The organism is Streptomyces sp. BI87 (genome assembly GCF_025957665.1).
Lineage (GTDB): Bacteria > Actinomycetota > Actinomycetes > Streptomycetales > Streptomycetaceae > Streptomyces > Streptomyces albidoflavus.
Genome location: NZ_CP110079.1, coordinates 5,765,374 through 5,779,645, shown reverse-complemented (window position 1 = coordinate 5,779,645; position 14,272 = coordinate 5,765,374). Strand labels below are relative to the sequence as shown.

Annotated in this window: 13 protein-coding genes; all 13 read right to left on the bottom strand. The window is 72.3% G+C overall.

Features of this window, described 5'->3' with window-relative positions:
* Positions 1-393 precede the first annotated feature (393 nt).
* Positions 394-1,773 (bottom strand): cytochrome P450, encoded by a 1,380-nt coding sequence (locus tag OIM89_RS25775; RefSeq protein ID WP_257203773.1) that lies wholly within the window; start codon positions 1,771-1,773, stop codon positions 394-396.
* Between the two features lie 240 nt (positions 1,774-2,013).
* Positions 2,014-4,821, bottom strand: a complete 2,808-nt coding sequence (locus OIM89_RS25770; protein WP_175457676.1) for a DEAD/DEAH box helicase — start codon at positions 4,819-4,821, stop codon at positions 2,014-2,016.
* Positions 4,822-4,896: 75 nt separating this feature from the next.
* The gene (locus OIM89_RS25765; RefSeq protein ID WP_264491652.1) at positions 4,897-5,787 is read right to left on the bottom strand and encodes a diacylglycerol kinase; all 891 of its coding nucleotides are present in this window, start codon (positions 5,785-5,787) and stop codon (positions 4,897-4,899) included.
* A 16-nt stretch (positions 5,788-5,803) separates the two neighbouring features.
* On the bottom strand, positions 5,804-6,778 hold the full coding sequence (gene tatC / locus OIM89_RS25760) for a twin-arginine translocase subunit TatC (RefSeq protein ID WP_030696501.1): 975 nt from the start codon (positions 6,776-6,778) through the stop codon (positions 5,804-5,806).
* 59 nt (positions 6,779-6,837) lie between these two features.
* Positions 6,838-7,131, bottom strand: a complete 294-nt coding sequence (tatA, locus tag OIM89_RS25755; protein ID WP_030696502.1) for a Sec-independent protein translocase subunit TatA — start codon at positions 7,129-7,131, stop codon at positions 6,838-6,840.
* Positions 7,132-7,357: 226 nt separating this feature from the next.
* Complete coding sequence (locus OIM89_RS25750; protein WP_030696503.1) at positions 7,358-7,543, bottom strand: hypothetical protein; 186 nt, start codon at positions 7,541-7,543, stop codon at positions 7,358-7,360.
* A gap of 16 nt (positions 7,544-7,559) precedes the next feature.
* Positions 7,560-7,811 carry a hypothetical protein gene (locus OIM89_RS25745; protein ID WP_003947194.1) on the bottom strand — a complete coding sequence of 84 codons (252 nt, stop codon included), beginning with the start codon at positions 7,809-7,811 and terminating at the stop codon, positions 7,560-7,562.
* Positions 7,808-8,770 (bottom strand): helix-turn-helix transcriptional regulator, encoded by a 963-nt coding sequence (locus OIM89_RS25740; protein ID WP_008408824.1) that lies wholly within the window; start codon positions 8,768-8,770, stop codon positions 7,808-7,810. Before OIM89_RS25740 ends, OIM89_RS25745 begins: the two co-directional genes overlap by 4 nt.
* 10 nt (positions 8,771-8,780) lie before the next feature.
* A complete protein-coding gene (locus tag OIM89_RS25735) occupies positions 8,781-9,734 on the bottom strand; it encodes a helix-turn-helix transcriptional regulator (RefSeq protein ID WP_030696504.1) in 954 nt (317 codons plus the stop codon).
* Between the two features lie 112 nt (positions 9,735-9,846).
* Positions 9,847-10,221 (bottom strand): FKBP-type peptidyl-prolyl cis-trans isomerase, encoded by a 375-nt coding sequence (locus OIM89_RS25730; protein WP_003947197.1) that lies wholly within the window; start codon positions 10,219-10,221, stop codon positions 9,847-9,849.
* A gap of 90 nt (positions 10,222-10,311) precedes the next feature.
* The gene (locus OIM89_RS25725; protein ID WP_217685433.1) at positions 10,312-11,292 is read right to left on the bottom strand and encodes an FKBP-type peptidyl-prolyl cis-trans isomerase; all 981 of its coding nucleotides are present in this window, start codon (positions 11,290-11,292) and stop codon (positions 10,312-10,314) included.
* A gap of 193 nt (positions 11,293-11,485) precedes the next feature.
* On the bottom strand, positions 11,486-12,847 hold the full coding sequence (gene pafA, locus OIM89_RS25720) for a Pup--protein ligase (protein ID WP_030696506.1): 1,362 nt from the start codon (positions 12,845-12,847) through the stop codon (positions 11,486-11,488).
* 9 nt (positions 12,848-12,856) lie between these two features.
* Positions 12,857-14,116 (bottom strand): MFS transporter, encoded by a 1,260-nt coding sequence (locus OIM89_RS25715; protein WP_175457677.1) that lies wholly within the window; start codon positions 14,114-14,116, stop codon positions 12,857-12,859.
* Positions 14,117-14,272: the final 156 nt, after the last annotated feature.

Here is a 14,272-nt window from a genome sequence, read left to right as displayed (position 1 = left end):
GGGCGAGCTTAGTGCCGGGGGAAACCGCCGTGCGGCATATTCCCCAAGGCCGCACATCGGCCCTTTCCAGGCCCTACACTCGAACCCTTTTGCACAGTACGCCTCCACCCGCACACGCAGAGTGAGACTCTGGGGCGAGATCCGGCCGCCTCACGGGACACCGGAGGCGCCCCTTCCACCGCGCGCCGCCGTGACCTCGCACGACGCCCCGACCTCCCGGCCCCGAACCTCCCCCGGACCACCCCTCGAAGCCGCCGCGAAATACTTTCTTCCTTCAACTCCCGTATGACGCACAGCTTTTCGACTTCACCCGGACGGGTGGCGTCGTCCCGCCACGCAGCAGGGCCGCACCCCCTTCAGGAGTGCGGCCCCGGCGTCGGGAAACCAGGTGGCTCAGGCCCCGCCGCCCCGGGCCCGGACGGTGGCGAGCATGTCGCGGTCGGGCTGGAGGGTGAGCGTGGTCATGGGCCGGACCTCGCCGGGGTCGACGTCCAGGTCGTACCGCCGGCCCAGCACGGCGAGGATCAGGACCGCCTCCACGGTGGCGAAGCGCGCGCCGACGCAGACCCGGGGACCGCCGCCGAACGGGAACCAGGCGTACTCGGGGATCGACTCCTCCGCACCCTCCAGCCACCGCTCGGGGCGGAACACCTCGGCGTCCCCGTACCAGCGCGGGTCGCGGTGGACCGCCCACTGGCTGGTCCACACCCGGGTGCCCGGCGCGACGGGCAGCCCGCCGAGGGAGGCGCCCTCCTTGGCGATGCCGGTCAGCAGCCAGAGGATCGGGTAGAGGCGCAGCGTCTCCTGGACCACCGCCTGCGCGTACGGCAGCCGGGCGAAGTCCTCGAAGCCGGGCTCGCGGTCGCCGAGCACCCGGTCCAGCTCCTCGTCGAGCACGGCCCGCACCCGGGGGTTGCGGGCGAGGAGGTACCAGGCCCACACCAGGGTGCTGCTGGTGGTCTCGTGGCCGCCGATGTAGAGCGTGACCGTCTCGTCGCGGATCTCCTCCTCGGAGAGGCGGGCCCCGCTCTCGTCCTGCGCGGTGAGGAGCCGGCTGAGCAGGTCCGGCCGTTCGCCGTCCTCGCGGTGGGCGGCGACGACCCGGCCCACCTCCCGGTCGATGACGGCGGCGGCCTTCTTCACCCGCCGCCGCCCCGGGGTCGGCACCCAGTCGGGCAGGACGGCGCCGATGCCGCTGAACTCGGCCCCGATCTCGCGCTGGGCGATGTCCATGGCCCGCCCGATCGCCTCGACGTCGCCCTCGGCGTCGGTGCCGAAGATGGTGCGGACCGCGATCCGTTGGGTGAGGGCGGCCATCTCGCGCTTGATGTCGATCCGCTGCCCGTCCCGCCAGCCGTCGGCGGTGTCATTCGCGCAGGAGGCCATGGTCGCCGCGTACGACCTGACCTGCTTGGGACGGACCGAGGGCTGGACCAGGGAGCGCTTGCGGCGCCAGTCGCGGCCGCGCGCCACGGTGACCCCGTTGCCGAGGACAGCTCGGAAGGCGACGCCCAGGTCGGGCTGGTCGAAGGTGGACTCCACCTCGCGCAGCAGTTCGCCGACGAGGTCGGGGTCGGCGATGAAGAGGCTGGGCTTGCCGCCGAAGTTCCAGCTCACCACGTCACCGTGGCCGCGCAGCCGCTCGAAGAAGGCGAGCGGGTCCTTGCCGAACTCCGGAAGACTCCCCAGCAGCGGCACCCCCTTGGGCCCCGGCACGACGACCGGCACCTTCCCCTGCCGGTCCTGCTCCCTGGCTCCGGTGTCTGCGGACATCTCGCGCACTCCCCTCCCGGCGGCGCGCCGGCCGGACACCGGCGACTTCGCGCCGCATTCTGCCACGCCCGGCCACGGAGAGATCGACAACAGCCGCTCCGAGCAAGGGAGTTGACCGGAACCGAAAGCGACTGGTCCGGTTCGCCCCCGCTGCGGCCCTCCCCTGCGCCGGCGCCCCTCAGCACGGTGCCGCCGCCCCCCTTGCGGAGGCGGCGGCACACGAGGGGCGCGGAGCGGGGCTCAGCCCACCGAGGAGTACGCGACGACGCCCCGGCGGACCGCGTCGACGGCCTTGCGGGCGCTGCGCGCCACGGTCGAGCCCTCGGGGGCGGCGGCCGCGATCTGGCCGAGCACGTCGATGACCTGCTTGCACCAGCGGACGAAGTCGCCGGCCGGCATCTCCGCCTCGCGCAGCACCGCGTCCAGCCCCTTGCCGGAGGCCCACATGTACGCGGCCCAGGCGAAGCCGAGGTCCGGCTCGCGCTGGCCGACGCCCTCGGTCTGGCTGATGCCGTGCTGCTCCTCCAGGGCGTCGAGCCGGCCCCAGATGCGGACCATCTCGCCGAGCGCCGCCTTGGCCGCGCCGGAGGGCAGCTTCGGCACCACCGCGTCGTCGGCCTGCCGGGCCTCGAAGACCAGGGCGGAGACGCAGGCGGCCAGCTCGGCCGGGCCGAGCCCCTCCCAGACGCCCTCGCGCAGGCACTCGGAGGCGAGCAGGTCCAGCTCGCCGTAGAGCCGGCTCAGTCGCTGCCCGTCCTCGGTGACCTCGTTGCCCCGGAGGTAGCCGAGTTCGGTGAGGAGGTTGACGATGCGGTCGAAGGTGCGGGCGATGGTGTTGGTGCGGCCCTCGATCCGGCGCTCCAGCTGCCGGGTGTCCCGCTTCAGGCGGTGGTAGCGCTCGGCCCACCGTGCGTGGTCCTCGCGCTCGTCGCAGCCGTGGCAGGGGTGGGCGCGGATGGCGGTGCGCAGCCGGGCGATCTCGCGGTCGTCGGCGGCGGCCGAGCGGCCCTTGCGGTGCCGCTTGGGCTCCAGGTGCCCGGCGCGGGTGCGCAGCGCCGAGGCCAGGTCGCGGCGGGACTGCGGCGACCTGGCGTTGAACGACTTGGGGACGCGCATCCGGTCCAGCGCTTCCACGGGGACCGGGAAGTCCATCGCGGCCAGCCGCTTGACCTGCCGCTCGGCGGTGAGCACCAGCGGGCGCGGCCCGTCGTGGTGGTCGAAGCCGCGGTGGCCGTTGCTGCGGCCGGCGGGCAGCCCCGGGTCGAGGACCAGGGCGAGCCCCGCGTACTTGCCGGTGGGGACGTGGATGATGTCGCCGGGCCGGAGCTTCTCCAGCGCCCCGGCCGCCTCGGCGCGGCGCTGGCCTGCGCCCTGCCGGGCCAGCTCCGTCTCGCGGTCCTTCAGCTCCCGGCGCAGCCTGCCGTACTCCTCGAAGTCACCGAGGTGGCAGGTCATCGAGGCGGCGTACCCCTCCAGGCCCTCTTCGTTCCGCTGGACCTGGCGGGAGATGCCGACCACCGAGCGGTCGGCCTGGAACTGGGCGAAGGAGGTCTCCAGCAGCTCGCGCGAGCGGTGCCGCCCGAACTGGTGCACCAGGTTGACCGCCATGTTGTACGACGGCTTGAAGCTGGAGCGGAGCGGATAGGTGCGGGTCCCGGCGAGGCCGGCCAGGTGCTCCGGGTTCATGGCGCGCTGCCACAGGACCACGGCATGGCCCTCGACGTCGATGCCACGGCGCCCGGCACGGCCGGTGAGCTGGGTGTACTCGCCGGGGGTGATGTCGGCGTGCTGCTCGCCGTTCCACTTGACGAGCTTCTCCAGGACGACCGAGCGGGCCGGCATGTTGATGCCGAGGGCGAGGGTCTCGGTGGCGAAGACGGCCTTGACCAGTCCGCGCAGGAACAGCTCCTCGACCACCTCCTTGAAGGTGGGGAGCATCCCCGCGTGGTGGGCGGCGATGCCGCGCTCCAGCCCTTCCAGCCACTCGAAGTAGCCGAGGACGTGCAGGTCCTCGTCGGGGATGGCGGCGGTGCGCTTCTCGACGATCTCGCGGACCGCGGAGCGGGCCGCGTCGTCGTTGAGCCGCAGGCCGGCGTAGAGGCACTGCTGGACGGCGGCCTCGCAGCCGGCCCGGCTGAAGATGAAGGTGATGGCGGGCAGGAGGTTCTCCGCGTCGAGCCGCTCGATCACCTCGGGCCTGCTCGGCGTCCAGGTGCGCGAGCGCTGCCGGCGCTCGCGCTCCCGGTCGGCCTCGCGCATGTTCCGGCCCCGGCGGCGGTCCTTCGGGCCGGTGGGGCGGCTGGACTCCAGCCGGGCCATCCGCAGCAGGTCCGGGTTGACCGCCTTCTTGGCGCCCTCGCCCTCCTCGAAGAGGTCGTACATCCGGCGTCCGGCCAGGACGTGCTGGAAGAGCGGGACCGGGCGGTGCTCGGAGACGATGACGTCGGTGTCACCGCGGACGGTGTCGAGCCAGTCGCCGAACTCCTCGGCGTTGGAGACGGTGGCCGAGAGCGAGACGAGCGTCACCGACGGGGGCAGGTGGATGATCACCTCTTCCCAGACGGCGCCCCGGAACCGGTCGGAGAGGTAGTGCACCTCGTCCATGACCACGTACCCGAGGCCCGTGAGGGTCTGCGAGCCCGCGTACAGCATGTTCCGCAGGACCTCGGTGGTCATGACCACGACGGGGGCGTCCGGGTTGACGCTGTTGTCACCGGTGAGCAGGCCGACCTTGTCCGCGCCGTACCGCTTGGCGAGGTCGGCGTACTTCTGGTTGGAGAGCGCCTTGATCGGGGTGGTGTAGAAGCACTTCTTGGACTGGCCGAGTGCCAGGTGGACGGCGAACTCGCCGACGATCGTCTTGCCGGAACCGGTGGGCGCGGCCACCAGGACGCCCTTGCCCTCCTCCAGGGAGCGGCAGGCGTCGAGCTGGAAAGGGTCGAGGCCGAAGTCGTACATCTCGCGGAAGGAGGCGAGCGCGGTCGCCTCCTCGACGGCGCGCTGCCGCGCCGCCGCGTACCGCTCGGCCGGGGAGAGGTCCTCTGTCATCGTGATCCGAGCCTACCCGCCACCTCCGACAGCAGACGATCGATAATCACCACCCGTCCGGCCGCGGCCCCCGCCTCAGGGCGCGAGCATCCGGACGGCCTCCGGGACACAGCGGGCGGTGAGCGGCAGGGCGCCCAGCGGCTCCCCGTCGGCGTACCCCGTGATGTCCGGCGCCTCGACGGTGACCGAGCGGGCGCGGTGGACGGTGACGGCGGGGTGGCTCAGATGGGTGCCCTTGTAGACCTTGGGGAAGACCCGCACCAGCTCGGCGCGGCTCACCTCGCCCACCACCACCACGTCGAAGAGCCCGTCGTCGAGCCGTGCCCCGGCACACATCCGGAGGCCGCCGCCGTACGAGGTGCCGTTGCCGACGGCCACCAGGGTGGCGTCGAGGTCGAGGACGGGCCCGTCGTCCAGGGCCAGCTTGAACGGGACGGGCCGGAAGGCGGCCAGCTCGGTGAGGATCGCGAGGTCGTACTTGAAGCGGCCGGCCGGCAGCCGCATCCGGTTGCCGCGGTCGTTGACCCGGGAGTCGAAGCCGGCGGCGAGGACCGTGCCGAACCAGCGGTCGCCCACCTGGCCGAGGTCGAGGGGGCGCGGGCCCGGCCCCTCCAGGGTGCGCACCGCGAGCCGGGCGGCGGCCTCGGGGTCGCGGACCGGGAGGCCCAGGGTGCGGGCGAAGTCGTTGCCGGTGCCGACGGCGACCAGGCCGAGCGGGGTGCCGGTTTCGGCCAGTGCCTGGAGCGCGAGCCCGGCGAGCCCGTCGCCGCCGACCGCCAGTACCGCGGCGGGCCGGGAGGCGAGGGCCTCACGGAGCCGGCCGGCCGCGTCCTCGGCGTCAGTGCCGAGGACGGTCCTGACCCGGTAGCCGGCGTCCCGCAGCACCCGGGAGGCGGGCAGGGCCGCCCGGGCGCCACGTCCGCGTCCCGCCGTGGGGTTGACGAAGAGGATGATCTCGCTGGTCACGGCGGGACCCTACAGGTCAGGTCGCGTCGTCGTAACCGCCGAGTTCCTTGCGGCCGTCGCCTCGTCCCAGTTCGCCGCGGTTCGTCTGCTCGGGCAGGACCGGCGGGGCGCCGACCGGTTCGATGGCGTCGACCGGCTCGGGGGTGAGGTCGATCTCGGACGCCTCGTCGTCGTCGAGTTCCGCGTCGGGGTTGCCACGCGCGCGCCTGCGGTCGTTGAGGATGCAGATGCCGAGGGCGAGGAAGTACAGCAGGCAGATGGGCGCGGCCAGCATCAGCATGCTGGACGGGTCACCGGTGGGGGTGGCGACGGCGGCGAAGATGGTGATGCCGAGGACCATCCCGCGCCACCAGGAGCCGAGGCGCTTGGCGGAGAGCACGCCGGTGATGTTGAGGAGGACGAGGACCAGCGGCAGCTCGAAGGCGAGGCCGAAGACGATCACCATCCTCATCACCAGGTCGAGGTAGTCGTCGACCGGGAGGAGGTTGAGGACGTTGTCGGGGGTGAAGTCGAGGAGGATCGTCGCCGTCTGCGGCAGCACCGTGTAGGCGAGGAAGGCACCGCCGACGAAGAGCGGGACGCCGATGCCGACGAACGACAGGGCGTACTTCTTCTCGTTGCTGTGCAGGCCCGGGGCGAGGAAGGCCCAGAGCTGGAAGAGCCAGAAGGGGCTGGCGATGACCACGCCGGCGACCAGGGAGACCTTCAGGGCGATCGTGAAGGGCGCGACGAGACCGTTGAAGGTCATGTCGGCGCACGGATTGCCGTTGTCCTGCGTCGGCGATCCGTCGAGGCAGCCCACCGACTCCTGGACCGGCCTCAGCAGGAACTCGATCAGTTCGGTGTAGAAGAACGCGGCGGCGATCGTGATGACGACGATCGCCAGGACGGACTTCAGCAGACGGTTACGCAGCTCGCGCAGGTGTTCGGCGAGGGGCATCCGCCCCTCGGTGTCCTTCTCCTGCTTCGGCTTGCGGGCAGACCCGAGCAACCCACGTCCCTCGTCTCGTTACGAACAGGCGGACCCGGCGGCCCGCCGTGGTGATGGCGTCAGCTCTGCGGGGTGCGGTTCTGCTCGTTGACCGGGCGGGAGCTGGAGACGTCGCCCGGCGCGGCCTGGATGGTGCGGGCCGTCGTCGACTGCGGGGTCTGGGCGTCCGGGGCGGCTGCCTCGGCCTGGCCCTCCTGGGAGCCGTCCTTCTTCATCGCCTTGGCCTCGCTCTTGAGGATGCGGGCGGACTTGCCGAGGGAACGCGCCATGTCGGGAAGCTTCTTGGCTCCGAAGAGAAGCAGGATGACGACGACGATCAGGAGGATCTCTAGGGGCTTCAGGTTGCCGATCATTGCGATTCCTTCTCACCGAGGCGGCTGGGGGGTGGAGCTGCCGCACACGGCTGGACGGGGTCCGGCCGTCGCGCGCAGCGATCGTAACCCGCGTGGGTAAACGCGGGGCAATGCCCGTGCAGACACCAGGTCGCGGCCGGGTGCCTCGGGCCCGGCCGCCGCCGTCTCAGCGTACTCCTTGCCCGTTTGCGGGAGCAGGGGGCGTTGGGGTACGGGAAACGCCTGCTCAGCGGGGTGGGGGCAGGCGGGTGGCGGCCCGCTCCAGCTCCTCGGCGGCCGTGTTGATGCGCGAGGAGGTCTCCGCGACCTGCCGGGCGAGCCGTCGCACCTCCAGGAAGACGCGTACCGCGAGCACCCCGAGGACCGCGAGCCCGGCGAACCCGAGCACCACCGCCACCATCGGCCAGACCATGTCCGTCATCCCCGTGTCAGTTCCTCACCGGTGTCTGCGGCTGCGGCGCCCCGGCGGCCAGCCGCAGCGTCCGTACGCCGCCCCGGGTCAGCAGTTCCACGATCCGCTCCCCCGCCGGCTTACGGACGGCGCTGTCGCAGGCCGGGCAGGTGAAGGAGTAGAAGGTGGTGCGGCGGCTGCCGCCGATGGCCAGCCGCAGCGCGCCGGCGGCCAGCTCGAAGCGCGAGCGGCAGTCCGGGCAGGCGGCCTTGAAGAGGACCCCGCTCACGGCTGGGCCTCGTAGGCGGCCAGCGCGTCGCGGGCGGCCGCGCGGGCGCTGTCGGCGAGCCCGGCCGGGGCGGTGATCCGCCCGTCGCGGCCGAGCCGCAGGGCGAGGCGGCGCAGCGAGGCGGGGTCGGGGGTGCGCAGGGTGATGCGCAGGCCGCCGTCCGGTAGTTCCTCGGCGCTGTCGTGCGGGTAGTACTCGGCGACCCAGCGGCCGCCCGGGCCGACCTCGATGACCACCTCGGGGTCGTCGGCGGAGGGCTGGACCAGACCGGCGGAGAGGTCGCGGACCTCGATCTCGGGCGGGGCGGAGACCTCGTCGAGGACGCGGATCTCGGCGACCCGGTCGAGGCGGAAGGTGCGCCGGTCCTCGGAGAGGCGGCACCAGGCTTCCATGTAGGTGTGGCCGACGGTGAAGAGGCGGATCGGGTCGACCTCGCGCTCGGTCAGCTCGTCGCGGGCGGGCGAGTAGTACCGCAGCCACAGGCGGCGCCGTTCGGAGATGGCCCGGTCCACGTCGGCGAAGACGCCGCCCTCGGCCTCGAAGGTGACCGAGAGGCGGGAGCTGGAGGCGGCGGCCTCGCCGGCGGCGGCCTCCAGCTTGGCGGTCACCCGCAGCAGGGCCTGCCGGTCGCCCTCGCGCAGGCCCGGCAGGGTGGAGACGGCGCGCGCGGCCACCAGAAGGGCGGTGGCCTCGTCGGCGGCGAGCCGCAGGGGGGCCGCCACGTCGTCGGGGTTGTGCCACCAGATGCGGTCGCCGTCGGTGTCGATGTCCAGCAGGTCGCCGCCGCGGAAGCTGGTGCCGCACAGCGGCAGCACGTCGAGGTCGGAGATCAGCTCCGCCTCGCTGACGCCGAAGGCCCGCGCCACGTCGGCGACGTGGGCGCCGGGGCGCTCGCGCAGGTAGGTGACGAGCGACAGCATCCGCCGCGTCCGGTCGATGGCATTGGCCTGGGCCGCCATGGTTACTCCCTCAGTCCTTCGCCACGGCACGGAGCCGGTCGATCACGTCGGCCCGCAGTTCGGCCGGTTCCTGCACCACCACGTCGGGTCCGTACTCGACGAGCGAGGCGTCGAGCCCGTGGCCGTACGGGATCTCCAGCTCGTCCCAGCCCTCGCCGAGGGGCCGCACCGAGCGGGCCTTGGCGCGCAGCGGGTACCCGGCGCCGGAGCGCAGCCGGATGACGGCGGTGCCCTCGGCGCTCTCCCCGGCCCAGCTCGCCACGGTCTCGCGGACGGTGACGACGTCGGGCACGTCGGCGGTGAAGCCGCCGGAGCGGGTGCGGACCTTGCCGGTGATGCGGGAGAGGCGGAAGACGCGCTCGGCGCCGCGGTCCCGGTCGAAGCCGGCCAGGTACCAGTGGCCGCGCCAGCACTCCAGCGCCCAGGGCTCGACCTGGCGGGGGGCGGGCTGCACCGCGTTGGCCTTGCGGTAGTCGAAGACGACCGGGCGGCGGTCGCGGCAGGCCAGCATCAGCGGTTCGAAGGCGGACTCGTGGACCGGGATGTGCGGTTCGAGGGCGGAGTTCCCGGCGAAGGGGTCGGCGTCGTCGGGCAGCCCGGCCGCGCGCAGCTTGTGCAGCGCGCCGCTGGCGGCGCCCGCCAGCCGGGCCTGCTGCCAGACCCTGGCGGCGAGGCCGAGGGCTGCGGCCTCCTCGGCGTCGAGGGTGAGCGGCGGGAGGCGGTTGGAGTCGCGGCGGGCGTGGTAGCCGACCTCACCGTCGATGTTGTCGACGGTCTCGATGACAAGGCCCAGCTCGCGCAGGTCGTCCTTGTCCCGCTCGAACATGCGGTTGAAGGCGTCGTCGTTGCCCGCCTCGAGGTAAGCCTCGATGGAGCCCCGGAGCTCTCGTTTGGACAACGGGCGCCGGGTCCCGAGCAGACACAGTGCCAGGTTCATCAGCCGCTCGGCCTTGGCAATCGCCATCGACGCCCTTTCTGGTGGTCCTTCGACGGACGACCGTACCGCCCCGGGGTGTCGCGGCAAAAGCGGAGGGCCCATGCCTGACGGCATGGGCCCTGGAGTTGACCGCTTGGGATCAGACCGCGACCAGGTCGCAGACGAAGATCAGCGTCTCGCCGGGGGCGATCCGCCCGCCGCCCGCGCCACGGTCGCCGTAGGCGAGGTGCGCGGGGATGGTCAGCTGGCGGCGGCCGCCGACCTTCATGCCCTGGACTCCCTGGTCCCAGCCGGCGATGACCTGTCCGGCGCCGAGCTGGAAGCCGAGCGGCGTGCCGCGGTTCCAGCTCGCGTCGAACTCCTCACCGGTGGAGAAGGCCACGCCCACGTAGTGGACCTGGACGGTGTCGCCGGCCTTGGCGACCGGGCCGTCGCCCTCCCAGATGTCCTTGATCTCCAGGTCCGCCGGGGGCTCGCCACCGGGGAAGTCGACCTCGGGCTTGTCGATGCTCACGTAAGGCTCCTGCTTCTGTACTTTCGGGCAACCGGGACAGTCTGCCACCGTGGGGCGGGCGGCACGCACACCCCCCGCCCCGGGTCAGGCTCACATCGCGGCGAGCACGTCCACGACGAAGACCATGGTCGAGTTGGCGGGCAGGTCCTCGCCCTTGTCCTGGTCCTTGTAGCCCTGCTCCGGCGGGATCACCAGCATCACGCGGTCGCCGACGTGGGTGCCGACGAGGCCCTTGTCCCAGCCCTCGACGACCTGGCCGACGCCGATCTGGGTGGCGAAGGGCGAGCCGGTGTTCCAGGAGGAGTCGAAGAGCTTGGCCTTGGCCTTGCCCTCGTTCGGCTTCCAGGCCGCGCCGCTGTACTGCATGTACACCGTCTGGCCCTTCTTGATCTCCTCGCCGTCACCCTTGATCAGGGTCTTGCTGGTCAGCTTCTTCGGCGGGTCGTTCTTCGGCACCGAGATGGTGGCCGGCTCCGGCTTGTCGGCCTTGACCTGGGGCAGGTCGGAGGGGATCTCCGCCTGCTCGCCCTCGGCCATGTTCGGCACGACGTCCTTGATGTCCAGGGCGAAGACCAGGGTGTCCTTGCCCGTGACACCCAGCTGCTGCTGGCCGGCCTCGCCGAAGGCGGCGGCCGGCGGCGCGACGACCAGGACGCGGCTGCCGACCTTCTGGCCGAGCACCGACTGGCTGAACGCCGGGATGATCGTCTCCGCGCCCGCGGTGATCATCTGGGGCGCGCCACCCTTGTCGTAGCTGGAGCCGAGGTCCTTGCCGCCCTTCCAGACCTTGCCGGTGAAGTTGGCCATCACCAGGTCGTCCTTCTTGACCTCGGGCCCGTCACCGGCGGAGAGGGAGTGGACCACGAACTTGTCGCTCGGGTCGCCCTTGGGGAGCTTGATGGTGGCCTTCTTGCCCGGCTCGCCGGAGACCTCCGGCATGGGGTCGGCCGAGTCGACCGGCTTGGGGGCCTTGGGGGCCGCCGCGGGCTTCTCGGAGGCCGCCGCGTCGTCCTTCTTCTCGGCCTCCTCACCCCCGCAGGCGGTCAGCAGCAGAGCCGGAACGATGAACAAGGCGGCAAATCGGCGTCGCACAGAGGACCTCGGGGGGTTGGCGGATACGGGAAACGTCGGTCCCGCCACTCTACGGCCCAGTCGCCCCACTGCTCCCGTACGGCATGGAACGGGCCCCCCGTCACACGGACGAGGGGCCCTGGTCACCGCCGGTCCACGGCGGGGAGGAGCGGTGTGTCACATTCCGGCGCGATCACATGCCGGCGATGAGCTTCTCCACCCGGTCGTCCACCGACCGGAAGGGGTCCTTGCACAGCACGGTCCGCTGCGCCTGGTCGTTGAGCTTGAGGTGGACCCAGTCGACGGTGAAGTCACGGCGCTGCTCCTGCGCCCTGCGGATGAAGTCGCCGCGCAGCCGGGCCCGGGTGGTCTGCGGCGGGACGGACTTGCCTTCGAAGATCTTCAGGTCGTTGCAGATCCGGGCGGCCTGGCCGTTCTTCTCCAGGAGGTAGTAGAGCCCGCGCCTGCGGTGGATGTCGTGATAGGCGAGGTCTATCTGGGCGACCCGGGGGTGGGACATGGTCATGTTGTGCTTGGCCCGGTACCGCTCCAGGAGCTTGTACTTCATGACCCAGTCGATCTCGGTGGCGACCCGGTCGAGGTCCTCCTCCTCGATCGCGTCGAGGGTGCGGCCCCAGAGCTCCAGGACCTGCTCGACGGTGCCGGTGCGGATGCCCCGGCGGTCGACGAAGTCGACGGCCTTCTCGTAGTACTCCCGCTGGACCTCCAGGGCGGAGGCCTCGCGGCCGCTGGCCAGGCGGACCTTGCGGCGGCCGGTGATGTCGTGGCTGACCTCGCGGATGGCCCGGATCGGGTTCTCCAGGGTGAGGTCGCGCATCACCGTGCCGGCCTCGATCATGCGGAGCACCAGGTCGGTGGCGCCGACCTTGAGGAGCATGGTGGTCTCGGACATGTTCGAGTCGCCGACGATGACGTGCAGGCGGCGGTAGCGCTCGGCGTCGGCGTGCGGTTCGTCGCGGGTGTTGATGATCGGGCGGGAGCGGGTCGTCGCGGAGCTGACGCCCTCCCAGATGTGCTCGGCACGCTGGCTGACGCAGTACACCGCGCCCCGGGGGGTCTGGAGCACCTTGCCGGCCCCGCAGAGGAGCTGCCGGGTCACGAGGAAGGGGATGAGGATGTCCGCGAGGCGGGAGAACTCGCCGTGCCGGGCCACGAGGTAGTTCTCGTGGCAGCCGTAGGAGTTCCCCGCGGAGTCGGTGTTGTTCTTGAAGAGATAGACGTCGCCCGCGATTCCCTCCTCGTGCAGGCGGCGTTCGGCGTCGACGAGCAGCCCTTCGAGGATGCGTTCCCCGGACTTGTCGTGGGTCACCAGTTCGGTGACGTTGTCGCATTCCGGTGTGGCGTATTCCGGATGCGAACCCACATCGAGATACAGGCGGGCGCCGTTCCGCAGAAACACATTGCTGCTGCGGCCCCATGACACAACGCGGCGGAAGAGGTAGCGCGCCACCTCGTCAGGCGACAGACGGCGCTGTCCCCTGAACGTGCACGTGACGCCGTACTCGTTCTCCAGCCCGAAAATGCGGCGGTCCATGACTGAACATTACGCCTGATGCCCCGCACTGAAACCGGGTTCGACGGCCCCGTTTCGATCATTTTCCGAAGAGACCACCGGATCGCCGCCCCGGCCCCGCCCGTTCAGCACCCGCGTGGTGGCCAGCAGCACCAGCAGGGCGGCCACTCCCCCGGCCCCGGCGACCCAGAACCCGGGGGCGGTGCCGCCCCACTCGACGGCCGGCCCCGCGGCCCCCGTCCCCAGCGCCGCACCGACGCCGAAGACGGTGACGAGCCAGGAGAACGCCTCGGTCACCGTTCCCCGGGGCGCGTGCCGGTCCACCACCACGAAGGCGCAGGCGAGCGCGGGCGCCAGGAAGAGACCGGAGACCACGGCGAGGCCGGTCATCGCGGCGACCCCGGGGGTGAGCGCCAGCGGCAGGTAGCCGAGGGCCAGCAGCCCCACCAGGAGGCGCAGCCGCCGCTCGGGCTCCCCCGCCCACTGCCGGGCGCCGTAGACCGCGCCGCCGACCAGGGCGCCGAGGCCGAGCGCGGCCATCAGCCAGCCGTAGACCGACTCCCGGCCGTGGTCGTCGGCGTAGGCGACGGCGGCCACGGTGATCGAGCCGAGGGCGACGCCGACGAAGAGGAAGGAGCCGAGCAGCGCCAGCAGTCCGGGCGAGCGGAGCGCCCCGAGCCAGTGCGCCTCGCGCGGGGCGGAGCGCCAGCGCCGGGAGGGCGCGGAGACGACCACGGAGAGCGCGCCGAGCACCCCGAGGACGTTGATCACCAGGAGCGCCGCGCCCGGCGACCACCAGGCGACGAAGAGCGTCACCAGCAGCGGCCCGGCCGTGAACATGACCTCCTGCGCCACCGCGTCCAGCGCGTACGCCGCGTGCACCCGGTCCGCACGCCCGAGCACGCTCGGCCACAGGGCCCGCAGCCCGCCTTCCAGCGGCGGGGTGCAGATTCCGGCCATCACCACGGCCGCGTAGGCGGGCGGCAGCGGGTCGGTGCCGACGACGGCCAGCGCCACCATGCCGACGCCGGACAGCACGGCGGCCGGGAGCATGACGCGCGGCTGCCCGTACAGGTCGACGGCGCGGCCCAGCAGCGGCTGGCCCACGGCGGTGGCCAGCCCGTAGACCGCCGCGAGGGCGCCGGCCAGCGCGTAACCCCCGCCCTCCGAGCGGACGAAGAGCACGATCGCGATGTGCCCGGTCGCGCTGGGGAGGCGGCCGACCAGCGTGCCGCAGAGCAGCCGCGCCGCGTGCCGCGAGCGCAGCAGTTCCCCGTATCCCGCCGCCATCGGCAGCCCCTCACCTCAAGTGTTACGTATAACGTCGGCGTCATACGTACCATGTGCGGGCAGCCGGGGTCCAGGTGACGCAGGGACGAGGGGACGGTCCCGGCCGACGCCCGCCGGGGCGCGCGGGTCCGCCGCCGGCCGCCGCCCACCGGTCGC

Excerpts from the sequence above, each read along its gene's own strand:
- OIM89_RS25740 (WP_008408824.1), bottom strand. The coding sequence starts at position 8,770 with ATGGCGGCCCAGGCCAATGCCATCGACCGGACGCGGCGGATGCTGTCG.
- OIM89_RS25715 (WP_175457677.1), bottom strand. The coding sequence starts at position 14,116 with ATGGCGGCGGGATACGGGGAACTGCTGCGCTCGCGGCACGCGGCGCGG.
- OIM89_RS25775 (WP_257203773.1), bottom strand. The coding sequence starts at position 1,773 with ATGTCCGCAGACACCGGAGCCAGGGAGCAGGACCGGCAGGGGAAGGTG.
- OIM89_RS25750 (WP_030696503.1), bottom strand. The coding sequence starts at position 7,543 with ATGGTCTGGCCGATGGTGGCGGTGGTGCTCGGGTTCGCCGGGCTCGCG.
- OIM89_RS25770 (WP_175457676.1), bottom strand. The coding sequence starts at position 4,821 with ATGACAGAGGACCTCTCCCCGGCCGAGCGGTACGCGGCGGCGCGGCAG.
- pafA (WP_030696506.1), bottom strand. The coding sequence starts at position 12,847 with ATGGACCGCCGCATTTTCGGGCTGGAGAACGAGTACGGCGTCACGTGC.
- tatA (WP_030696502.1), bottom strand. The coding sequence starts at position 7,131 with ATGATCGGCAACCTGAAGCCCCTAGAGATCCTCCTGATCGTCGTCGTC.
- OIM89_RS25735 (WP_030696504.1), bottom strand. The coding sequence starts at position 9,734 with ATGGCGATTGCCAAGGCCGAGCGGCTGATGAACCTGGCACTGTGTCTG.